Origin of the sequence: Stutzerimonas kunmingensis (assembly GCF_002929225.1) — a bacterium.
Lineage (GTDB): Bacteria > Pseudomonadota > Gammaproteobacteria > Pseudomonadales > Pseudomonadaceae > Stutzerimonas.
Map to the genome: position 1 here is coordinate 593,315 of NZ_PISM01000022.1, position 21,598 is coordinate 614,912.

Consider the following 21,598-nt stretch of genomic DNA (forward strand, 5'->3'; position numbering starts at 1 on the left):
CGGCGGCGGGCTCGAAGCGGTGCCCGAATCCGACGCCAGGCTCTGGCGTCGGATTTTTTTTCGCCGATGACGGCGCACATTTCCAGCGCGCGGGCGTCTCGGATGCGGCTCCAACCGCTCGGCTGCGTATACATCCGTCACCAAATGCAGCCAAGATAGGCCCGTGTGTTAAGCCAGGATGAGCCATGACTTCCAACGAATCCAGAACCTTCACCGTCGCCACCTGCGCTGAGGAGGCGGTCGACAAGCTGGCCGAGCTGCACGCGCAGGCCACAGCAGCGCTCAACCAGGCGCTCAAGCGCTACGTAGCCAGCCGCACCGAGCCGAGCCTGCAGGAACGCAGCCTGTTCCGCTATCCGCAGCTGCGCCTGACCTACGAATGCCATGGCGAAGTGCCGGCCTCGACTCGCGCCTACGCCAAGGTGCAGGCACCCGGCGTGTACAGCGTCACGGTGACCCATCCGGCAGCGTTTCGCGCCTACCTGCTCGACCAGTTGAAGCCGCTGATCCAGGACTTCAACGTCACGGTCGAGGTCGGCATGAGCGACCGCAACATTCCCTATCCCTACGTCATCGAGCAGGGCGACGAGCTGGCCGGTAGCGGCGTGACCGCTGCCGAGCTGGCGCGGGTATTCCCCAGTACCGACCTGTCCGCCGCTACCGACGATATCGCCGACGGGCTCTACGACTGGGAGCACGCCGATCCCTATCCGCTGGCACTGTTCGATGGCGCGCGGGTGGACTTCTCGCTGCGTCGGCTTGTGCACTACACCGGCAGCGATTGGCGCCACGTACAGCCGTGGATCCTGCTGACCAACTACCACCGCTACGTCGACCAGTTCATCCGCCACGGCCTCGACATGCTGCGCGACGACACCCGCTTCACGCGCATGGTCTTGCCGGGCAACGTGATCATCGAGCGCGGCATGGAGGAGGGCGAGGCGCAGGCGATCATTGGTGGCGTGATGTGGCACCGCTACCAGATGCCGGCCTACCACCTGATCGCCGACGATGGCCATGGCATCACCCTGGTCAACATCGGCGTCGGTCCGTCCAACGCGAAGAACATCACCGACCACCTGGCCGTGCTGCGCCCGCATTGCTGGCTGATGATCGGCCACTGCGGCGGGCTGCGGCAGTCGCAGTCGATCGGCGACTACGTGCTGGCCCACGCCTACATGCGTCGCGACGGCATCCTCGATCGGGTGTTGCCGCCGCACATCCCGCTGCCAGCGCTGGCCGAGGTGCAGCAGGCGCTGCAGGAATCGGCCGCGACGGTCACCGGCGAGCAGGGCGAAGCGTTGAAGAAGCGCCTGCGTACCGGCACCGTGCTGACCTATGACGACCGCAACTGGGAGCTGCGCTGGGCGCAGGAACGGCCGCTGATCAACCTGTCGCGCGCGGTGGCGGTGGACATGGAAAGCGGCACCATTGCCGCCCAGGGCTACCGCCTGCGGGTGCCCTACGGCACGCTGCTGTGCGTATCGGACAAGCCGCTGCACAGCGAGATCAAGCTGCCCGGCTCGGCCAATGCGTTCTACGAGCGCGCCGTGACCCAGCACCTGAAGATCGGTATCACCGCCCTGGATCTGCTGCGCAGCCAGCTCAACTCGCTGCACTCGCGCAAGCTGCGCAGCTTCGACGAGCCGCCGTTCCGCTGAATCAGCATGCGCTGCCGGCGCTTTCGTGGGAATGGACGATACTCATAGCGTTCATCCCCGCGTCAGCACCGGAGGTTCAACATGGAACAGTCGATCCACGCCTTCCATAACCTGTTCGAGCAGTTGGGCCTGCCCAACGATGATGTCTCGATCAGGCGCTTTATCGAAACCCACTCACCCCTGGCCGAAGACGTCTATCTGGCCGATGCGTCGTTCTGGACGCCAGCCCAGGCGGCTTTTCTGCGCGAGGAAATCCTCGAGGATGCCGACTGGGCCGAAGTGGTCGATCGCCTCAATGTCGCGCTGCGACGGCGCTATCACTAGGCATGGCCTGGTTCTCAGCTGGCTAGCAGCCAGGCACCGGTTAGTGCCGAAGCGGCGCCGGCGATACGCACCAGCGGCGCGGCGGCCTGCGGCAGGTAGCGCACCAGTGCATAGCCGATTGCATGCAGGGCCGCTATAGCAGCAACGAAGCCCGCGGCATAACCCCACGGGCTGGACAGCTCTGGCAGTTCCAGGCCGTGGGCGACGCCGTGGCTGGCGGCGAACAGGGCGGTCAGCGCTGCGGCGACGACCAGCGGCGGGCGTACCGCCAGTGCCACCAGCAGGCCCAGCGCCAGGACCGAGCCGGCGATGCCGGTTTCCATCAGCGGCATTTCGATTCCGGCGAAGCCGGCCAGGCCGCCGAGCAGCATGGTCGCGACGAAGGTCATCGGCAGCGCCCAGCGCGCCTTGCCGGTCTGCTGGGCAGCCCATAGACCCACCGCGAGCATGGCCAGCAGATGGTCGAGGCCGAAGATCGGGTGGGCGATACCGGACACCACTCCGGCGTGGTCATGGCCGGGGTGAGCCAGGGCCAGCGCAGGGCTGAGCAGCAGGGCGGAGGTGACCAGGATTTTCTGTACGTTCATGCGAGTTCCTCTGATTGCAAGGCTGAGAGCTGGACCGAGAAGCTGGCACTCGGTCGATTTCCGTTGATGGGCGAGGTCACGCGGCGCTGAGCATTCCCTGTTTCTCGATAAAGGCGATGATTTCCTCGAGACCCTGGCCGACCTTCTGGTTGCTGAAGACGAACGGCCGCTCGCCGCGCATCTTGCGGGCGTCGCGATCCATCACCTCCAGCGAGGCACCGACCATGGGCGCCAGGTCGATCTTGTTGATCACCAGCAGGTCGGACTTGCAGATGCCCGGCCCGCCCTTGCGCGGCAGCTTGTCGCCGGCGGAGACGTCGATCACGTAGATGGTCAGGTCCGACAGCTCCGGGCTGAAGGTCGCCGAGAGGTTGTCGCCGCCGGACTCGACGATGATCAGGTCCAGGCCGGGAAAGCGTCGGTTGAGCTGCTCCACGGCCTCGAGGTTAATCGAGGCGTCCTCGCGGATCGCCGTATGCGGGCAGCCGCCGGTTTCCACACCGATGATGCGCTCGGGCACCAGGGCCTCGTTGCGCACTAGGAACTGGGCGTCTTCCTGGGTGTAGATGTCGTTGGTCACCACGGCGAGGTTGTAGCGGTCGCGCAGGGCCTGGCACAGGGCGAGGGTCAGGGCGGTCTTGCCGGAACCGACCGGCCCGCCAATGCCGACGCGCAGGGGTTGGGTGTTCATGGGTGTTCTCCTCTGGAAGGCGGTGTGGCTGCCTTGGGGTTGATGCGAAGGGCGTGCCGCTGCCGATTCGGGCAGGCATGGGATTCGTTGGCTGAGTGTGGTGATCGTGCCGCGAGAGGCGTAAAGGGCCAGGGATGGCCCTTGTACGCTGGCCCCCGGAGCGCGGATGGAATGAGGGAAGTCGAGCGAAGCGAGACCCGGATGTAGGGGCAAGACCTTTTGGTTCCTTTTGGGGGGCCGGCCATCCGGGCATTTGCCAAAAGGGACTCGCCCAGCAGGGCGAAACCAGAGCCGCGGGCCGACAACGATGCCGAGCCGCCCCAAGCGATAGGTGCTGCCAGCACCGAATCAGCAATCACCCTCATGACCTAAACAACCGACTGTACTGCCGCTCATGCGCCATGCTGGTCAGCACCAACCCGAGCGGCGCGCTGCCCCAGGCCGCTTCCGGCAGCTCGCTGGCGTCTCGCTGCGCCTGGCTCAGGACCGGCAATAGCTGCGAGGTCAACCGCTGCGCCGCCTGCTGCCCCAGCGGCAGGGTCTTCATCAGCACCGCCAGCTGGTTTTCCAGCCAGCCCCACAACCAGGCGGCGAGAGCGTCGGCGGGCGTGATCTGCCAGGCTCGGGCGGCCAGCGCCCAGGCCAGTGCTAGACCGGGCTCGTCGGCAGCGGCCAGGCAGTCGCGCGCTGGCTGGTCGAGTTCCGGCAGGCCGTCGAGCAACTGCGTCAGGGAATAGCCCATCTGCCGGCTTTCCAGCTGAAGTTCGCGGGTTTCGCGGCTGGCGCGGTGCTCGGCGGCCAGAAGCAACAGACGCGGCCAGTCGTCCTGTGCCGCCGCTTCGCAATGCGCGAGCAGCAGCGGCGCCTCGAAGCGCGCGAGGTTGAGCAGCAGTTGATCCTCCAGCCAACGCCGAGCGCTGTCGGAGTCGTTCACCCAGCCGTTTTCCACCGCCATTTCCAGACCCTGGGAATAGCTGTAGCCGCCGATCGGCAGCTGCGGGCTGGCCAGCCGGAGCAGCGCCCAGGCCGAGCCGGGAGCGGCCGTCGCGTTCACGTCCGTACGCCGAACTGGTGCAGGCGCGGCGCGTAGCTGAACTCTGCCTCACCCGCGTGGGAATGGTGATGACCTCCGCCGTAGGCGCCATGCTCCGGCTGGAAGGGGGCTTCGATGTGTTCGACGCCGGCGCCCAGCTGCAACAGCATGTCCTTGAGCACGTAGTCGTCGAGCAGCCGCAGCCAGCCATCGCCAACCTGCAGGGCGACATGGCGGTTGCCCAGGTGATACGCCGCGCGGGTCAGTTCGAAAGCGCTGGCGCAGGTGACGTGCAGCAGTTGCTCGGGCCGAGCACGCACGCGCACGACACGGCCATCACCGGCGAGCAGGCATTCGCCATCGTGCAGCGGCGGCTGGCCGCGTTCGAGAAACAGGCCGACATCCTCGCCGCTGGTACTGAAGCAGCGCAGGCGACTCTTGCTGCGCGCGTCGTAGGTCAGTTCGAGTTCGGCCTGCCACTCGGGGCGGGCGTCGATGCGTTGGCGAATCACCAGCATGTGCAGAGTTCCGGTCGGATCGTTTCCGGAACAAGAGCAAGTGGCTTGCCAACCGGCCCCATATATCGCGATCGCGGCGCCTTTCGGGCATGCGTGCCTGATAATGGGGCTTTGAGCGCACCGTCATGGTGCGCCTATCGGGGCCGGGTAAGGTGCGTGCGCCTTACTGGTGCAGGTCGCGCACCATGTACACGGCAGGGATCTGGTAGCTGGCCAGGTTGCCGGCCTGCGGCGGGTCGAGTTCGTCGTGGGCTTCGTAGCCCAGACGCGACCAGAAGCCGGTGGAATCTTGCACCGACACCAGTGCCGAATAACGCAGCTGTGCGGCGCCAGCCTGTTGCAGGTTGTGCCGCACCAGTGCCGGGCCGATGCCGCGGCCGGCGGCCCGTCCGGCCACGGCCAGGTCATGCAGGTAAAGGCAATCGGCTTCGCCGTCGGTGCAGAACTCCCCGTCCAGCGGCGTCACTTTACCCAGTCGCGAGTGATAGGCGAACAGATAGGCGCACACACCCTCGTCATCCTCGGCCACCCACGCCAACTGCGGAAATGTCGCCAGACGCGAACGGATCACCGCCTCGTCTTCCAGGACCTCGGCGGCATAGGACTCTTCCTGGATCGCCAGGACGGCAGGGATATCGCGCTCCTGCATCGCTCTCAACTGGTACATCACGACTACACTCGAACGCCGCGAAACGCCGCGCGGCTCGGCAAAAAGCCGGCGATCATACGCGAAATGCCGGCGTCCCGCTTGCCGCCGGGCGGCGCGTCCGTGCTCAGTCAGAGCACGCAGCGGAACGGACAGGGCAGTGACGCCACCGTCCTGGCTGGGCTGAATGGTTTCAGCTGATTGGTGCAGCGGTGCGACAAGATGACAGGCATAATGGTTAGCCTGCTAACAAGTGGCTGAGGCCTGCGTTGAACGATCACCATCACCCGCTCTACGGCGTTCTGCTGATATTGCTGTCGGGCCTGTTGCTGGCCAGTCATGACGGGTTGGCCAAACACCTCTCGGAAATCTACCCGGTGTTCCTGGTCATCTGGGCTCGTTACGTCGCGCAGACGGTGCTGATGACCGCGCTGTTCGTGCCGCGCATGGGCCAGCGCGTGTTTCGCACCCTGCGCCCGTGGCCACAATTGCTGCGCGGGTTGAGCCTGGTCAGCGTCAGCCTGCTGTTCATCAACGGCCTGCATTTCATTCCGCTGGCCGAAGCCACTGCGGTGATCTTTCTGACACCGGTGCTGGTAACCATCGCTTCGGCGCTGCTGGGCGAGCGAGTCAGCCGCAGTCAGTGGCTGGCCGTGGGCTTCGGTCTGCTCGGGGTGGTGATCATCGTGCGGCCCGGTTCGGCACTGTTCACCCCGGCGGTGCTGTTGCCCTTCGGCGCGGCGCTGTCGTTCACCGTGTATCAGCTAGTGACCCGGCGCCTGGCCGGTACCGACCACCCGGTGACCAGCAACTACCTGACCAGCCTGGTCGGCTGCGTGACCCTGAGCGTGCTGGTGGTCTTCAACTGGCGGACGCCAACGCTGCACGACGCGCTGCTGATGGGCGCGCTCGGCGGCATGGCGATGCTCGGCCACCTGCTGCTGACTAATGCCTTCCGCTTCGCCAGCGCGGCGACCCTGGCGCCGTTTAGCTACGGGCAGATCGTGTTCGCCGGGGTGGTCGGCTATGTCGCATTCGATCATGCGCCGGATGCCGGGGCGCTGATCGGCATGGCGGTGATCATCGCCAGCGGCCTGTGCATGGCTTATGTGCAGCGCCGCCAGGGGCCGGCCGAGGGATAAACAGCGAAAATGTGCCATTCGGCCGACCAGGCAGCTTCTCAACAACACTGAAATGAAAAGACAGGGCGAATCGACCCTTGCGTGCACCCATGGAGCCTATATGCCGCGACTCTCTCATCACGACCTGCGCCGCAACTTTCGCGAGCTGCTGAACGCCGACCGCTGCTTCCACACCGCCTCGGTGTTCGACCCGATGTCCGCGCGCATCGCCGCCGACCTCGGTTTCGAAGTGGGCATCCTCGGGGGCTCGGTGGCCTCGCTGCAGGTCCTCGCCGCGCCGGACTTCAACCTCATCACCTTGAGCGAGTTCGTCGAGCAGGCCACGCGTATCTGCCGCGTCGCCCAGCTGCCGGTACTGGCCGACGCCGACCACGGCTACGGCAACGCGCTGAACGTGATGCGCACCGTCTCCGAACTGGAGCGCGCCGGGATTTCCGCGCTGACCATCGAGGACACCCTGCTGCCGCCCAAATTCGGCCGCCGCTCCACCGACCTCATCGGCATGTTCGAGGCGGTCGGCAAGATCCGCGCGGCGCTGGAGGCGCGGGTCGATCCGGAAATGGCCATCATCGGCCGGACCAATGCCGGCGTGATCGGCTTCGAGGAAGTCATCGCCCGCGCCCAGGCCTACGAGAAGGCCGGTGCCGATGCCATCTGTCTGGTCGGCATCGAGGACTTCGACCATCTGGAAAGCATCGCCAGCCAGCTCAGCAAGCCGCTGATGCTGGTCACCTACGGCAACCCCAACCTGCGCGACAACGCGCGGCTGGCGGCGCTCGGCGTGCGCATCGGGGTCAACGGCCACGCGGCCTACTTCGCGGCGATCAAGGCCACCTACGACTGCCTGCGCGAGCAGCGCCAGGTCGATGCGCTGGACCTGAACGCTTCGCAGCTGTCGGTCAAGTACTCCACCGCGGACGAGTACGTCGTCTGGGCCGAGGAGTACATGCAGGTCAAGGAATGAGGCGCGCTCAGAACAGCTGACGCTCGGCGCGGAAGGTTAGCAGCCCGTCGCAGCGCGGGTTCTGTCCCGAGTAGGCGCTGCACGCCTGGCCGCTCAGGCTGGAGTCACTGTAGGAAAGGTTCAGCTGCAGGCCCAGCCAGGGCCGCGAGAGGTCGAGCGACCAGTCGCTGAACAGGTCCACGCTGTCGCCACCGCCGAGATAATGCGGTGCGGCCAGCGCGTGACTCGAATACTTCACGCGGACGCCGACGGCGAATGGCGTCACTGTGCCCAGGTCCAGATAAAGCGTGCTGTCGGTGCGCCCGGCGGCGCTGTTCAGCGCCGCGCCGAGGCGGCGGTCGCCCAGCGTCAGGCCACCGTAGTATTCGTGTCGATCCCATTCGGGCAGTTCCGGAAAGCTGTAGCGCATCAGGCCGATCTCGTAGCCGAGTTGGTCATGATCGTTCTGCTGCGCATAGCCGAGATAGGAATTCACCTCGAGTTGCCTACCGTCGACCAACCCGACGCTGGGGGACCACTGCCCGACATATAGCCCGCTGGCATGGGTGAGATCGAGTCCGCCATGGAATGCATTGCCGGTGCTCGGTTGCACCAGTCCCTGCGCCATGCTGCGGGCGGGCTCGGTGCCCAGCTTGAGGTCGAAGGTGCCCAGTTCGCGCTCGAGCACCTGTGGTTCGCTGGCGCAGCCCGCTGCCAGGAGCAGGCTGGTTATGATCGGTAAGATGCGCTTCATGCTGGCTGCCCTGCCGGTTCGCAAATGCCCGAGGCGCTGAGCCGTCGGCGTGAACCGGGGCAGGATAGGCGACTGTGCCGCTCGGTCAGCGCCATCCGTCGATTGCCCGGCGTCATGCGATGGGCGGTATCGCCTGGGGTGAGCATCCGCCCGCGCAATGACTCCAAAGCAGAACAGCATCGAGCCGATGCGGGAGGTGAGCATGGCTACAGGTTGGGCAGGTGACGGTGCCGTCCAGGAGCAAATCGACAGTACCGTCGAAGACGCAGTGCAGCGCGCCCGCAGCAAGCTCGCCCGCGGCGAGAGCCTCAAGCATTGCGAGGAGTGCGGCGCGGCCATTCCCGAAGCGCGGCGCCAGGCAGTGCCCGGCGTCAGGCTGTGCATCAAGTGCCAGGCCGAGCAGGACAAGGAAGACGCCAGGTTCAGCGGCTACAACCGCCGTGGCAGCAAGGACAGCCAGCTGCGTTGATCAGGCGCGTCGCAGCGGCATGCGGAAGGTGAAGGTGGTACCGGCTTCGGCGCTGGAGGTTACCCGCATGCCGCCGCCATGGGCTTTGGCCACCTGATCGACGATGAACAGCCCGAGCCCAAGCCCGTTGCGCGAGGTGTCGTCTTCCTGGGAATAGGCATGGAACAGTTGTTCTAGCCGTTCAGCTGGGATCGGCGTGCCGCGGTTGTGTACCAATAGCTGGAAATGCCCGTCGACTATTTCGGCTTTCACGATCACCGGGCCGGTACTGGCGCCATGGTGCAGCGCGTTGGTGATCAGGTTGGCCAGCAGTTGGGCGATCCGGTCCGGGTCGCACCCGAACACCGGCAGCTCCGGCAGCTGGTCAAGCAACACCCGGCGTGGATAGGCGGTACGCAGCTCGTTGACCACCTGCGATAGAACAAGATGCAAGTTGGCCGAGGCCGTCCAGTTCAGCGGTATGCCATTGCCCAGCTGGCCGCGGGCGAAATCCAGCAGATCATCGACCATTCGTGAGGCGCGTTGACTGGACGTGCGCACATGCTCGGCGAGTCGTTGCGTATCGGGTTCCGTAGAGCGCCGGACTAACAGATCGCTAGCCGCCTGGATCGAGGCCAGTGGGGTGCGCAGATCATGGCCGAGCAGGGCGATGAACTGTTCGCGCTGGTGGCCGGTGATGCGCTCATCGGCCAGCGCCGCACGCGTGGCTTGCTGTTGCTCCTCGGCTTCGATCTGCAGCGTCAGCAGCCGCGCAAATGACTCGAACATCGCCCGCGTCGCTGGGCTGGACAGGTCGCGCGGCAGCGGGTCGAGCGCACAGAGCGTACCGAAGAAACTGCCGTCGGCGCGCAGCACCGGTACCGAGATATAGCTTTCGAAGCCATACATCTGCGGTGTGTGATGGTTGCAGTAATCGGGGTCGGCACTGACCTGGCTGATGATGATCGGCTGCTGCGAGGCATGGATCTCGCTGCACAGCGTGGTGGTGATGTCCAGCTCACCGCCAACCTTCAGGCCGAACTCGATGCGATCGAGTACGGCGCAGGCGGTCCAGCTCGTCTCGGTGACGCGGGCAACCGCAGCGAAGCGCAGGCCAGTGGTTTCGCTGACCACTTGCAGGATGGCCGGGACGGCGCTGATGCGCTGGACGGTGAGCAGGTCGTCGAGGATGGATCGCACCATCTGCAGGCCCTGAGCGACGTAAAAAAAGGCCGGCCACTTTAACATGGCCGACCTCTGCAGCAGGCGCCGGTCAGCCGAGCGGAGCGGGTTGCACCGCCCGAGCGAGCAACGACTGGTTACGCATCAGTCCGTAGTGCAGCACGCCGCCGAACAGCGCGCCGAGCAGCCAGGCGAAGCCGGACAGGCTCTCCAGGCCCGGCACCCACACCGAGGCCACCGAAAACAGCGCGCTGACGCCGAAGGCGATCATCGCCTTGCGGTTCCAGCCGGCATTGAAGTGGTAGATCCCGCTGCGCTCGGTGGAGAACAGCTGCTGCAGGTCCAGGTGCTGGCGGCGAACCAGGTAATAGTCGGCGACGATGATGCCGTACAGCGGCGCCAGCACCGCGCCCAGCGTGTCGACGAAGGCGGCGATACCCACCTCGCTGATGAAGGCCACCCACAGCGCGCCAATGAAGAAGGCGATGGCCGCGGTAATGAAACCACCGGTACGCGCGCTGATCCTGGCCGGTGCCAGGTTCGCGATGTCGTAGGCCGGCGGGATGAAGTTGGCGACCAGGTTGATGCCGACCGTGGCGGCAAAAAAGGTGATGGCGGCCACCACCGTCAGGGTCACGTTGTCGATGCGCGCGACGATGTCGGTGGGGTTGGTCAGCGTTTCGCCGAACACCACCACGGTCCCGGCGGTGATCACCAGCGCGATCAGCGAGAAGATCGCCAGGCTCACCGGCAGACCGAGGAAGTTGCCGATGCGCATCTGCCGTTCGCTCTTCACGAAACGGGCGAAGTCGCCGTAGTTGATCACCACGGCGGCGAAGTAGGCGACCATGGTGCCGACCACCGCGGCGAACGCGGCGATCGGTCCGCCGGCGTGCTCTCCGCTGCCGCTGAAGATGTCGCCGAGGGCGCCGAGCAGGCTCGGGCCGGCCTGATACCAGATGGCGATCATCAGTACGATCATCACCAGGTAGACCAGCGGGCCGGCCCAGTTGAGAAAGCGCGTTACCCACTCGACGCCACGGACGAACAGCGCCACCTGGAACACGCAGACGATCACGTAGGCGGCCCAGTCGATGGCCGTCAGGCCGAGCAGCGTGGCGGCCTGTGGCTCGCTGCCGAGCAGTGTCCGCAGCAACAGGGCCACCGCGGTCGAGGCGAAATAGGTCTGCACGCCGTACCAGAAGATCGCGACGATGCCGCGTACCACCGCCGGGAAATTCGCGCCGCGTACCCCCATGCTCGCCCGCGCCATCACCGGGAACGGAATGCCGTACTTCACGCTGGGCTTGCCGGTGAGCTGCACCAGGCCCATGACGATGAAACCGGCCAGCACGATGCCCGCCAGGACCGCCCAGCCATTGAGGCCGTAACTGATGAACAGCGTGGCTGCGAGGGTGTAGCCGAACAGGCTCTGGATGTCGTTGGACCACACATTGAAGATCTCGAACCAGCCCCATTTGCGCTCAGCCGGGGCAAGTGGCGCGAGATCGGCGTTGTACAGGCTGGGATCGATCTGCTTGATCTGGAAATCGTCATGGTTCATGGGAGGGCGCTCTGAGCAAGACTGTGGATTTTTTGTATGCAGTTCTTGTTCCGCGTAAGGCAGAGCTCGCGAATTGATCGGCTGTGGCGCAGCGCGTTGTGTCGCCAACCCCTGGATTCTAGGCGCTCTCAGACAGTTCGCCTGGGTTTTTGTATACAGAAAGGGTGGCGAGTTTAGGCGGGTAGAGTGCAAAGCCCTGTCTGCGGATGCGCCGCTCGAGAGCCTGAGGTGCGTGCAGTGCACCAGCAGGGTGCTTTCCGATGGCACATAAAAAAGCCAGGCCTGCGTGGGGCCTGGCTTTCCGACCGAACCGGCCGATGGACGCGATTACTGCTGGGTAACGATCGCGGTGTTGTTGCTGCCGGTCTGGCTGACGCTGGCGTAGTCGGCGAAGCCTGCCTGGGTCACTGTCGCGAAGTTGTCGGCGCCGGTCTGCAGCAGCACGGCCTGGCTGGAATCGCCGAACTGATCGACCAGCGCGAGGTTGCCGTCGCCCTGCTGCTCCAGGTCGACGGAGTTGCCGATTCCGGCCTGATCGATATCGGCCACGTTCATGTTGCCGGTCTGGATGAGATCGACGATGCCTTCCTGGCCGCTCTGGGAGATCAGCGCTTCGTTGCCCTCCCCGAACTGATCGACAATGGTGCTGTTGTACGCGCCGTCCTGGATCAGCACCACATCGTTGCTCACGCCGTCCTGGGTCACGTCGGCGCTGTTGGCAAAGCCGGCCTGCTCGACGATCGTGCTGTTGTCCCGGTCGTACTGGCTGATGAACACCTCGCCCTCGACGCCGGTTTGAATGACATCGGCTTGGTGCAAGGCACCCTGCTGAGTCACCTCGGAAAAGTTGTCCTGGCCGAGCTGGGTGGTCGTGGCGCTGTTCTGCTGCGAAGCGCCGGTCTGATAAATGTACGAAGCCTGGCCGACGCCTTCCTGGTAGACATCGGCGATCTGGTCAACACCGTTTTGTTCGATAACCGCTTCACTGCTGGCCGCAATAGCCTGGGTGGCAGAGACGGCGAGTACAGCAGCGAAAAGCGCGTTGGTTTTGAACATCGATTGTTTCTCCGTAGGATTCAGTCAATCGCGCCGCTGGTTTTTCAGCTGACGCGGTTACCCGAAAACGCCCGCTTTCCCCTCGAACGCGACACCGGCAATGCCTCCCGCCAGCCACGGTAGCCGGTGGTCGCTGCGCATCCATGCATCCCTGGGTAGAGCGTTGCGCTTGGGTTGTCAGACGGTAATTCCATGCCCGACTTTCCCAATCCATCGAACGGTTGATTCACTCGCGAACCGACGAAGTGCAGCGCGAGCATCGACCTTGCGGTGATGGAAAAACGCGCGCTGGGTGGAAGGCAATTGGCCCCCCGTCCCGGCGCGCTGCCGATCAGAACAGGTCGATCAGAACAGGTTGATCAGAACAGGTTGATCAGAACAAAAAGTACCGCTGCGCCATCGGCAGCACCTCGGCCGGTTCGCACCAGAGCAACTGCCCATCCGCGCGCACCTGATAGTTCTGCGGGTCGACCTGAATATCCGGCGTGTAGTCGTTGTGGATCAGATCCTTCTTCTGCACCGAACGGCAGCCCTTTACCACGCCGATCTTTTTCTTCAGGCCCAGCTGCTCAGGCACGCCGGCCTCGAACGCGGCCTGGCTGATGAAGGTAAAGCTGGAGGCATGCAGCGAGCCGCCGTAGCTGGCGAACATCGGTCGGTAGTGCACCGGTTGCGGTGTCGGGATCGAGGCGTTGGCGTCACCCATCAGGCTGGCGGCAATGGCGCCTCCCTTGAGGATCAGCGTCGGCTTCACGCCGAAGAAGGCCGGGCGCCAGAGCACCAGGTCGGCCCACTTGCCCACTTCGACCGAGCCCACCTCATGGCTGACGCCGTGGGTGATCGCCGGGTTGATGGTGTACTTGGCGATGTAGCGCTTGGCGCGGAAGTTGTCGTTGCCGGCGCCATCACCGGGCAGGGCGCCGCGCTGCTTCTTCATCTTGTCGGCGGTCTGCCAGGTGCGGGTGATCACTTCGCCTACGCGGCCCATGGCCTGACTGTCGGAGCTGATCATCGAGAAGGCACCCAGGTCATGCAGGATGTCTTCGGCCGCAATCGTCTCGCGACGGATGCGGCTTTCGGCGAAGGCCACGTCCTCGGCAATGCTTGGGTCGAGGTGGTGGCAGACCATGAGCATGTCCAGGTGCTCGTCGATGGTGTTGCGCGTGAAGGGCCGCGTCGGGTTGGTCGAGCTGGGGAGCACGTTGGAGAAGCCGCAGGCCTTGATGATGTCCGGCGCGTGGCCGCCGCCGGCACCCTCGGTGTGGTAGGTGTGGATGGTGCGGCCCTTGAACGCGCCGAGGGTCGTCTCGACGAAGCCGGATTCGTTCAGGGTGTCGGTGTGGATCGCCACCTGCACGTCGTACTGGTCGGCCACGTTCAGGCAGTTGTCGATGGCGGCGGGCGTGGTGCCCCAGTCTTCGTGCAGCTTAAGGCCGATGGCGCCGGCCTTGACTTGCTCGATCAGCGGCTCGGGCAGCGAGGCGTTGCCCTTGCCGGTGAAGCCGATGTTCATCGGGAAGGCGTCAGCGGCCTTGAGCATCATCGCCATGTGCCAGGGGCCGGGCGTCACCGTGGTGGCGTTGGTGCCGGTGGCCGGCCCGGTGCCGCCGCCAATCATGGTGGTGACGCCGCTCATCAAGGCCTCTTCGATCTGCTGCGGGCAGATGAAGTGGATGTGCGAGTCGATGCCGCCGGCGGTGAGGATCATCCCCTCGCCGGCAATCACTTCCGTCGCGGCGCCGATGGCGATGGTCACGTCCGGCTGGATGTCCGGATTGCCGGCCTTGCCGATGGCGGCGATGCGGCCATCCTTGAGGCCCACGTCGGCCTTGACGATGCCCCAGTGGTCGAGGATCAGCGCGTTGGTGATCAGGGTGTCGACCACATCCGCGGCACACAGCTGGCCCTGGCCCATGCCGTCACGGATCACCTTGCCGCCGCCGAACTTCACTTCCTCGCCATAAGTGGTGAAGTCCTTTTCGACCTCGATCCACAGCTCGGTATCGGCCAGGCGCACCTTGTCGCCAACGGTGGGGCCGAACATATCGGCGTAGGCTTGTCTGCTGATCTTCATCGGGGCTCCTTGGTCGGTCCCTGTATTGGCTCTGCCCTCACCCCAACCCTCTCCCGGAGGGAGAGGGGGCTGATCGGCGTTGGTCCATTCCGTCGCGGTGGCTGCTTTTCTCTCTCGCCCCTTGGAGAGGGCTGGGGTGAGGGGCTTTTAAAGCGCGCCCATCACTCGCCCGGCGAAACCGAACACCCGGCGATCGCCGGCCAGCTCGACCAGTTCCACCTCGCGGCTCTGTCCCGGCTCGAAGCGCACCGCGGTGCCGGCCGGGATGTTCAGACGCATGCCGCGCGTGGCAGCGCGGTCGAAGGTGAGGGCGTCGTTGGTTTCGAAGAAGTGGTAGTGCGAACCGACCTGGATCGGCCGGTCGCCGCTGTTGGCCACGCAGAGGGTCAGGGTGCGGCGGCCGGCGTTGAGCTCGATCTCGCCGTCCTGGATCTGATATTCGCCGGGAATCATGGTTGGGACGTCCTGTTCAGGGTCAGTTGCATCATGGTCAGGTCCAGCCAGCGGCCGAACTTGCAGCCGACCTGGCGCATCTGGCCGACGTGGATGAAACCGAGCTGCTGGTGCATATGCACCGAGGCGCGGTTCTCGCTTTCGATAAAGGCGACCATCACGTGCTTCTCAAGCATCCGGGCGCGCTCGATCAGCGCCTTCATCAGGCTGCGACCGATGCCGCTGCCGCGGTGGTCGGGGCTCACGTACACCGAGTTCTCCACGGTGTGGCGAAAGCCGTCATGCGGGCGCCAGGGGCCGAACGAGGCATAGCCGGCCACCTGGCCCTCCTCGTCGATGGCCACCAGCACCGGGTAACCCTGATCGTGGCGTTCGGCCAGCCAGGCGCGGCGGTTGTCGAGGTCGACGATCCGGTCGTTCCAGATTGCCGTGCTGTTCTGCACGGCATCGTTGTAGATCCGCAGGATGCCTGCGAGGTCGGTGTCCAGGGCGTCGCGTATCTGCACGTTGAGTTCCTTCAAAAACGGTTCAAGGTCGTTCGCAGTAGACATTGACCCGCGTTTCAGGGAATAGGTTGATGCACGGTGACCAGCTTGGTGCCATCCGGGAAGGTGGCCTCGACCTGGATCTCCGGGATCATCTCCGGCACACCTTCCATCACCTGCTCGCGGCTGAGCAGGGTGGTGCCGAAGTGCATCAGCTCGGCGACCGTTCGGCCGTCGCGTGCACCTTCGAGCAGTGCCGCGGAAATGTAGGCCATGGCTTCCGGGTAGTTGAGCTGCAACCCGCGCGCCAGCCGGCGTTCGGCCACCAGGCCGGCGGTGAAGATCAGCAGCTTGTCCTTTTCTCTCGGCGATAAATCCATAACAGCTCCAGTCGTAGGGTGGATGTCGCTTTTCACATCCACCGGCTCGTGGCCAAGACCACGTAGCGATCATCGGGCGGCACTTGGCAAGCGCCGGCGTAGGGTGGGCAACGGCGCAGCCTTGCCCACCGGTCATTCAGGTACTCCAGATGCGAGGCGGTACCGCCTCGCGGCCCAGCAGTTCAGGGCGCAACAGCCGCCACAGATCGATCAGCCAGGCGCGCGCATGCAGCGCTTCGTCCGCGAGACAGCGCGCGACTACCAGGCCGGGCAGCTGGGTCAGGTCGCCACGCACGCGGCTGGGTAGTTCACGGCAGCGTTCCATCAGCTCGGCGTCGATTTCGCCGCTGACGATCAGGGTCGCAAACACCGAATGCCCGTCGAGGCCGATCGGTGAATCCAGCAGGCCGTCGCCGCCGGCGATGCGCTGGCGTTCGTGCCAGATGAGCTGGCCATCACGGCGGATATCCAGGCGCGCCTGGAAATGCCCAGCGTCGAAGCGCTCGCCTGCTGCCGGCCGTCCCAGCGCCACCACGTCCCAGTAGAACAGCCGCGCGTCGCCTTCCAGCTCGATGACCGTGCTCAGCTCGGCCTGCGCCGCGGAGTAGACGATGGTCTCCTGCGGTAGCCATTCCAGCGTGGCGCCGGTTTCGACGCGCAGGCGCAGGTCCTGAAACGCCGGGCCGACTGCGCGATACCACTTGGCTGCACCGGGGCTGGTCAGCTGCGCCCAGGCACCGGCTGCAACCGAGGCGCTGATATCCAGCCGATCGCCACCGGCGATACCGCCCGGTGGGTGCACGATGATGTGCTGACAGACCTCCGGCCCCTCGGGATAGAGATGCTTCTGCACCCGCAACGGCCCCGTGTGGCGACGCAGCACCGGCCGTGTTGCGCCGGCGCACGGCGCATAACCGAGCTCCAGCTCGGCATGCCAATGGGGGGTGAACAGCGGTGCAGGGGCGTTCATGGGTGCAGGGTTTTCGATCTGTCGGTCAGGAAAGCAGAGCAATCGCCATGCCCGTTATGCGCTGCATTGGTGCGTGGCCTGACAGATCGGCGCTATGGCGTTTTTTCGACGTGGATTCGCATCTTGGGCAGCGTCTCAGGTTGTTCTTTTTGTGCATCGGGCTGGTGCGTCGAGCGACAAATGCGCTGTTGTGGTGCGCTGGCCGGTCAGATCGCGACCAGCCCGCGTACGCCTTCGGCTTCCATGGTTTCGCCGCGCCCCTGCTGAATGATTTCGCCACGGCTCATCACCAGGTACTGGTCGGCCAGTTCCGCGGCGAAGTCGTAGAACTGCTCCACCAGAAGGATCGCCATGTCGCCGCGGGCCGCGAGCTTCTTGATCACCGCGCCGATCTCCTTGATCACCGAGGGCTGGATGCCTTCGGTGGGTTCGTCGAGGATCAACAGGCGCGGCTTGCTCGCCAGCGCGCGGCCGATGGCGAGCTGCTGTTGCTGGCCGCCGGAGAGGTCGCCGCCGCGGCGGTGCTTCATTTCCTGCAAAACCGGGAACAGCTCGTAGATGAACTGGGGTACTTCCTTGGCTTCCCTGGCGCTGAAACGGGACAGGCCCATCAGCAGGTTTTCCTCGACGGTCAGGCGGCCGAAGATCTCGCGCCCCTGCGGCACATAGGCGATGCCGGCGTGCACGCGCTGGTGCGGCTTGAAGCCGATGATCGGCTTGCCCTCCCAGTTCACCGCGCCTTCCTTGGCCGGGATCAGGCCCATCAAGCACTTGAGCAGGGTGGTTTTGCCGACACCGTTGCGCCCGAGCAGGCAGGTGACTTCGCCGACCTTCGCCTCGAACGACAGGCCGCGCAGGATGTGGCTGCCGCCGTAGTACTGGTGCAGTTGCTGGACTTGCAGCATGTGCGACTCCTTCACTTGGTGGATAAGCCTTTGGCGTTATCCACCCTACGATTAGCTTTGTGATGATGCGGGCATGGGCGTTTGGCGGGCGTAGGGTGGATGACGCTTTACCCATCCACCGTGGAGGACCTCGGTGAATGGCGCCAGTCATCTCCTGTGAGCGCTCAACGCCCCAAATACACCTCGATCACCCGCTCATCCGCCTGCACCTGCTGCAATGAACCCTCGGCCAGCACCTGGCCCTGATGCAACACGGTGACGTGGTCGGCAATGGTCTCGACGAAGCCCATGTCGTGCTCCACCACCATCAGCGAATGCTTGCGCGCCAGCGACTTGAACAGCTCGGCGGTGAATTCGGTCTCGGCATCGGTCATGCCGGCCACCGGCTCGTCGAGCAGCAAGAGCTGCGGCGACTGCATCAGCAGCATGCCGATCTCGAGGAACTGTTTCTGCCCGTGAGACAGCAGCCCGGCCGGGCGATGGCGCGACTGGCCGAGGCGGATGGTCTCGAGCACTTCGTCGATGCGGTCCTTCTGCTCGCCGGAGAGTCTGGCCCTGAGGCTGGCCCACACCGACTTGTCGGTCTTCTGCGCCAACTCCAGGTTCTCGAACACGCTCAATGCCTCGAACACCGTGGGCTTCTGGAACTTGCGGCCGATGCCGGCCTGGGCGATGTCCACCTCGCTCATGCGCGTCAGGTCCAGGGTTTCGCCGAAGTACGCACTGCCGCTGGTGGGGCGCGTCTTACCGGTGATGACGTCCATCATGGTGGTCTTGCCGGCGCCGTTGGGGCCGATGATGCAGCGCAGCTCGCCGACGCCGATGTACAGGCTGAGGTCTGTCAGCGCCTTGAAGCCGTCGAAGCTGACGTTGATGTCTTCCAGGCTGAGGATGGTGCCGTGGCGTACGTCCAGGCCCTTCTCGGCAACCCGGCCAAGGCCGATGGCATCGCGGGTCAGGCCGCCGCCGGTGGGGTCGAAGCCGTCGATGACGGCGCTGCAGGGTACGGTTTTCATCATTCGCCCCTCCGCTTGATGAGGCCGATGACGCCCTTGGGCAGGTACAGGGTGACGACGATGAACAGCGCGCCGAGGGCGAACAGCCAGTATTCGGGGAAGGCCACGGTGAACCAGCTCTTCATGCCGTTGACGAGGCCGGCGCCGAGCAGCGGGCCGATCAGCGTGCCGCGTCCGCCGAGGGCGACCCACACGGCGGCCTCGATGGATTGCGTCGGTGCCATCTCGCTGGGGTTGATGATCCCCACCTGCGGCACATAGAGCGCGCCGGCCAGCCCGCAGAGCACCGCCGACAGCGTCCAGATGAACAGCTTGTAGCCGCGCGGATCGTAGCCGCAGAACATCAGCCGGTTCTCGGCATCACGCAGTGCGGTGAGCACCCGGCCGAACTTGCTGCGTGCCAGGCGGAAGCCCAGGTACAGGCTGCCGACCAGCAGCGCCACGGTGGCGAGGAACAGCGTGGCGCGGGTCGCCGGCGCCGAGATCGAGAAACCGAGGATGGTCTTGAAATCGGTGAAGCCGTTGTTGCCGCCGAAGCCGGTCTCGTTGCGGAAGAACAGGAGCATGCCGGCGAAGGTCAGCGCCTGGGTCATGATCGAGAAGTACACGCCCTTGATCCGCGAGCGGAAGGCGAAGAAGCCGAAGACGAAGGCCAGCACGCCGGGCACCAGCATCACCAGGCACATCGCCCAGAGGAAGCTCGAGGTGCCGTACCAGTACCAGGGCAGCTCGTTCCAGGCGAGAAAGCTCATGAATGCCGGCAGGCCATCCCCCGCGCTCTGGCGCATCAGGTACATGCCCATGGCGTAGCCACCGAGGGCGAAGAACAGGCCGTGGCCGAGGGACAAGAGCCCCGCGTAACCCCAGACCAGATCCAGCGCCAGGGCGACGATGGCGTAGCAGAGGATCTTGCCCACCAGGGTCAGGGTGTAGGCCGAAACGTGCAGGGCATGCTCGGCCGGCAGCAGGTGCAGCAGCGGCATGGCGACGAGGACGGCCAGCGCCAGGCCGAGGGCGATGACCGTGGCTTTCGGCCCGGCTTTCTGCGCGGCGGTGAGGGTAAGTGGCTGGTTCAATCGATGACCCTCCCCTTGAGAGCGAAGAGCCCCTGCGGACGCTTCTGGATGAAGAGGATGATCAGCGCGAGGATGAGGATCTTGCCCAGCACGGCGCCGATCTGCGGTTCGAGGATCTTGTTGGCGATGCCGAGGCCGAAGGCGGCGAAGATGCTGCCGGCCAGCTGGCCGACTCCGCCGAGCACCACCACCAGGAAGGAGTCGATGATGTAGCTCTGGCCGAGGTCCGGGCCGACGTTACCGATCTGGCTCAGGGCCACGCCGCCGAGTCCGGCGATGCCGGAACCCAGTCCGAAGGCCATCATGTCGATGCGCCCGGTGGGCACCCCGCAGCAGGCGGCCATGTTGCGGTTCTGCGTCACTGCGCGCACGTTCAGGCCCAGGCGCGTCTTGTTCAGCAAGAGCCAGGTCAGCAGCACCACGAACAGCGCGAAGCCGATGATCACCATGCGGTTGTACGGCAGCACCAGGTTCGGCAGCACCTGCAGGCCACCGGACAGCCAGGCGGGGTTGGCCACCTCGACGTTCTGCGCGCCGAACAGCACCCGCACCAACTGGATCAGGATCAGGCTGATGCCCCAGGTCGCCAGCAGGGTTTCCAGCGGGCGGCCGTAGAGGTGGCGGATCACCGTGCGTTCCAGCGCCATGCCGATCGCGGCGGTGACGAAGAAGGCCACCGGCAACGCCACCAGTGGGTAGAAGGCGAGGGCGTCAGGTGCGAGCCGGGCCATCAATATTTGCACCATGTAGGTGGAGTACGCGCCGAGCATCAGCATCTCGCCGTGGGCCATGTTGATCACCCCGAGCAGGCCGAAGGTGATTGCCAGGCCAAGCGCGGCGAGCAACAGGATCGAGCCCAGCGATAGGCCGCTGAAGGCCTGGCCGAGCAGTTCGCCGATCAAGAGCTTGCGCTTGACCTGGGCCAGGCTGGTTTCTGCGGCTTTGCGTACGGCGGCGTCGGTTTCCGCTTCATCGGCGAGCAGGTTTTCCAGCCTTACCCGCGCCAGCGGAGCACCGGTTTCGCCAAGCAGACGCACGGCGGCGAGGCGCACGGCCGGGTCGCTCGCGGTCAGCTGCAGGTTGGCTAGCGCCAGGGTCAGCGCCTCGCTGACGGCAGCGTCTTCCTCTACGTCCAGGCGCTGCTGGAGCAGCTCGAGCTGTTCCGGCTTGCCGCTGCGCTGCAGGCGCTTGGCCGCAGCGAGGCGCTGCGTCGGGTCTTCGGCGTACAGCTGGTGGCTGGCCAGGGTGGTGTTGAGCAGACCACGCAGGCGGTTATTCAGGCGCAGCTTCTTCGGCGTGCCGACCGGCTCGGCGTCACCTTCCAGGGCACGGTAGGCACCGTTTTCCTCGATAAAGGGCGTCTTGTTCTGGTCGATAGCCACGCGGCTGGCGCGTAGGGCCTCGATCAGTTCAAGACGCTCAGGGGCCGGCGCGTTGGCCCAGTTTTCCAGCAGCTTGGCTTGCTTGGCCGGGCTGGCCTTGGCGTAGTCGGCCGCGTCTCCGGCGTGGGCTGCGCAGGGCAGGGCCAGCAGGAGCAACAGGAGAATGCGGTACAGGGCAGTGTTCATGTGAGTTTTCCCTAGCGGGCGCTCTCTTGGTGGAGCGTTTAGGCGGATGTTTCGTAGTGTCGGTCCGGTGGGTTTCTTGTCGTAGGGTGGGCTGTGTGATATCTGCTGGTGGACTGAAGCGG

The 21,598-nt window shown here is 65.1% G+C and carries 23 protein-coding genes; 5 read left to right on the forward strand and 18 right to left on the reverse strand.

Features of this window, described 5'->3' with window-relative positions:
- The first annotated feature begins 185 nt into the window (after window positions 1-185).
- Both amn and CW305_RS21925 read left to right on the forward strand, forming a co-directional pair.
- A complete protein-coding gene (gene amn / locus CW305_RS21920) occupies window positions 186-1,661 on the forward strand; it encodes an AMP nucleosidase (protein ID WP_104098976.1) in 1,476 nt (491 codons plus the stop codon).
- 81 nt (window positions 1,662-1,742) lie between these two features.
- Window positions 1,743-1,985 carry a DUF2789 domain-containing protein gene (locus CW305_RS21925; protein WP_014818983.1) on the forward strand — a complete coding sequence of 81 codons (243 nt, stop codon included), beginning with the start codon at window positions 1,743-1,745 and terminating at the stop codon, window positions 1,983-1,985.
- 14 nt (window positions 1,986-1,999) lie between these two features.
- Here the strand turns inward: CW305_RS21925 and CW305_RS21930 are convergent, their stop codons facing one another.
- From CW305_RS21930 to CW305_RS21950, 5 genes are all read right to left on the reverse strand, one after another.
- On the reverse strand, window positions 2,000-2,572 hold the full coding sequence (locus tag CW305_RS21930; RefSeq protein WP_104098977.1) for a HupE/UreJ family protein: 573 nt from the start codon (window positions 2,570-2,572) through the stop codon (window positions 2,000-2,002).
- Between the two features lie 76 nt (window positions 2,573-2,648).
- Window positions 2,649-3,263: an urease accessory protein UreG gene (gene ureG / locus CW305_RS21935; protein WP_104098978.1), complete on the reverse strand. Its 615-nt coding sequence runs from the start codon at window positions 3,261-3,263 to the stop codon at window positions 2,649-2,651.
- A gap of 361 nt (window positions 3,264-3,624) precedes the next feature.
- On the reverse strand, window positions 3,625-4,317 hold the full coding sequence (locus CW305_RS21940) for an urease accessory protein UreF (protein WP_104098979.1): 693 nt from the start codon (window positions 4,315-4,317) through the stop codon (window positions 3,625-3,627).
- The gene (gene ureE, locus CW305_RS21945; RefSeq protein WP_038656553.1) at window positions 4,314-4,814 is read right to left on the reverse strand and encodes an urease accessory protein UreE; all 501 of its coding nucleotides are present in this window, start codon (window positions 4,812-4,814) and stop codon (window positions 4,314-4,316) included. Before ureE ends, CW305_RS21940 begins: the two co-directional genes overlap by 4 nt.
- A 163-nt stretch (window positions 4,815-4,977) precedes the next feature.
- Complete coding sequence (locus tag CW305_RS21950) at window positions 4,978-5,463, reverse strand: GNAT family N-acetyltransferase (protein WP_041015919.1); 486 nt, start codon at window positions 5,461-5,463, stop codon at window positions 4,978-4,980.
- A gap of 266 nt (window positions 5,464-5,729) precedes the next feature.
- Between CW305_RS21950 and CW305_RS21955 the strand changes: the two genes are divergently transcribed.
- Together CW305_RS21955 and CW305_RS21960 are read left to right on the forward strand one after the other, a co-directional pair.
- Window positions 5,730-6,602: a DMT family transporter gene (locus CW305_RS21955; protein WP_104098980.1), complete on the forward strand. Its 873-nt coding sequence runs from the start codon at window positions 5,730-5,732 to the stop codon at window positions 6,600-6,602.
- A gap of 100 nt (window positions 6,603-6,702) precedes the next feature.
- Window positions 6,703-7,566 carry an isocitrate lyase/PEP mutase family protein gene (locus tag CW305_RS21960; RefSeq protein ID WP_104098981.1) on the forward strand — a complete coding sequence of 288 codons (864 nt, stop codon included), beginning with the start codon at window positions 6,703-6,705 and terminating at the stop codon, window positions 7,564-7,566.
- A gap of 7 nt (window positions 7,567-7,573) precedes the next feature.
- On the opposite strand, the gene CW305_RS21965 is transcribed toward CW305_RS21960, so the two are convergent.
- Window positions 7,574-8,299: a TorF family putative porin gene (locus CW305_RS21965; RefSeq protein WP_014818990.1), complete on the reverse strand. Its 726-nt coding sequence runs from the start codon at window positions 8,297-8,299 to the stop codon at window positions 7,574-7,576.
- 202 nt (window positions 8,300-8,501) lie between these two features.
- Between CW305_RS21965 and CW305_RS21970 the strand changes: the two genes are divergently transcribed.
- Window positions 8,502-8,768, forward strand: a complete 267-nt coding sequence (locus CW305_RS21970) for a DksA/TraR family C4-type zinc finger protein (RefSeq protein WP_003301757.1) — start codon at window positions 8,502-8,504, stop codon at window positions 8,766-8,768.
- On the opposite strand, the gene CW305_RS21975 is transcribed toward CW305_RS21970, so the two are convergent.
- From CW305_RS21975 to urtB, 12 genes are all read right to left on the reverse strand, one after another.
- Entirely contained in the window at window positions 8,769-9,995 is a 1,227-nt protein-coding gene (locus CW305_RS21975) for a GAF domain-containing sensor histidine kinase (protein WP_104098982.1), read from the reverse strand. It abuts the gene before it with no gap.
- A 25-nt stretch (window positions 9,996-10,020) separates the two neighbouring features.
- The gene (locus CW305_RS21980) at window positions 10,021-11,493 is read right to left on the reverse strand and encodes an NCS1 family nucleobase:cation symporter-1 (RefSeq protein ID WP_104098983.1); all 1,473 of its coding nucleotides are present in this window, start codon (window positions 11,491-11,493) and stop codon (window positions 10,021-10,023) included.
- 327 nt (window positions 11,494-11,820) lie between these two features.
- Entirely contained in the window at window positions 11,821-12,549 is a 729-nt protein-coding gene (locus tag CW305_RS21985) for a hypothetical protein (protein ID WP_014818994.1), read from the reverse strand.
- Window positions 12,550-12,922: 373 nt separating this feature from the next.
- Window positions 12,923-14,623 carry an urease subunit alpha gene (gene ureC, locus CW305_RS21990; protein ID WP_104098984.1) on the reverse strand — a complete coding sequence of 567 codons (1,701 nt, stop codon included), beginning with the start codon at window positions 14,621-14,623 and terminating at the stop codon, window positions 12,923-12,925.
- 147 nt (window positions 14,624-14,770) lie between these two features.
- A complete protein-coding gene (locus tag CW305_RS21995) occupies window positions 14,771-15,076 on the reverse strand; it encodes an urease subunit beta (RefSeq protein ID WP_014818996.1) in 306 nt (101 codons plus the stop codon).
- Window positions 15,073-15,627 (reverse strand): GNAT family N-acetyltransferase, encoded by a 555-nt coding sequence (locus CW305_RS22000; protein WP_102832160.1) that lies wholly within the window; start codon window positions 15,625-15,627, stop codon window positions 15,073-15,075. Before CW305_RS22000 ends, CW305_RS21995 begins: the two co-directional genes overlap by 4 nt.
- Window positions 15,628-15,638: 11 nt before the next feature.
- Window positions 15,639-15,941, reverse strand: coding sequence for an urease subunit gamma (gene ureA, locus CW305_RS22005; protein WP_014818998.1), 303 nt, complete (start codon window positions 15,939-15,941; stop codon window positions 15,639-15,641).
- Window positions 15,942-16,077: 136 nt separating this feature from the next.
- Window positions 16,078-16,911 (reverse strand): urease accessory protein UreD, encoded by an 834-nt coding sequence (locus CW305_RS22010; protein ID WP_104098985.1) that lies wholly within the window; start codon window positions 16,909-16,911, stop codon window positions 16,078-16,080.
- Between the two features lie 206 nt (window positions 16,912-17,117).
- Window positions 17,118-17,816, reverse strand: a complete 699-nt coding sequence (urtE, locus tag CW305_RS22015; RefSeq protein ID WP_104098986.1) for an urea ABC transporter ATP-binding subunit UrtE — start codon at window positions 17,814-17,816, stop codon at window positions 17,118-17,120.
- A 164-nt stretch (window positions 17,817-17,980) separates the two neighbouring features.
- Window positions 17,981-18,832 (reverse strand): urea ABC transporter ATP-binding protein UrtD, encoded by an 852-nt coding sequence (urtD, locus tag CW305_RS22020; RefSeq protein ID WP_031297526.1) that lies wholly within the window; start codon window positions 18,830-18,832, stop codon window positions 17,981-17,983.
- Entirely contained in the window at window positions 18,832-19,908 is a 1,077-nt protein-coding gene (urtC, locus tag CW305_RS22025; RefSeq protein WP_104098987.1) for an urea ABC transporter permease subunit UrtC, read from the reverse strand. The genes urtD and urtC overlap by 1 nt, the downstream gene beginning before the upstream one ends.
- Window positions 19,905-21,476, reverse strand: a complete 1,572-nt coding sequence (urtB, locus tag CW305_RS22030; protein WP_104098988.1) for an urea ABC transporter permease subunit UrtB — start codon at window positions 21,474-21,476, stop codon at window positions 19,905-19,907. Before urtB ends, urtC begins: the two co-directional genes overlap by 4 nt.
- Window positions 21,477-21,598: the final 122 nt, after the last annotated feature.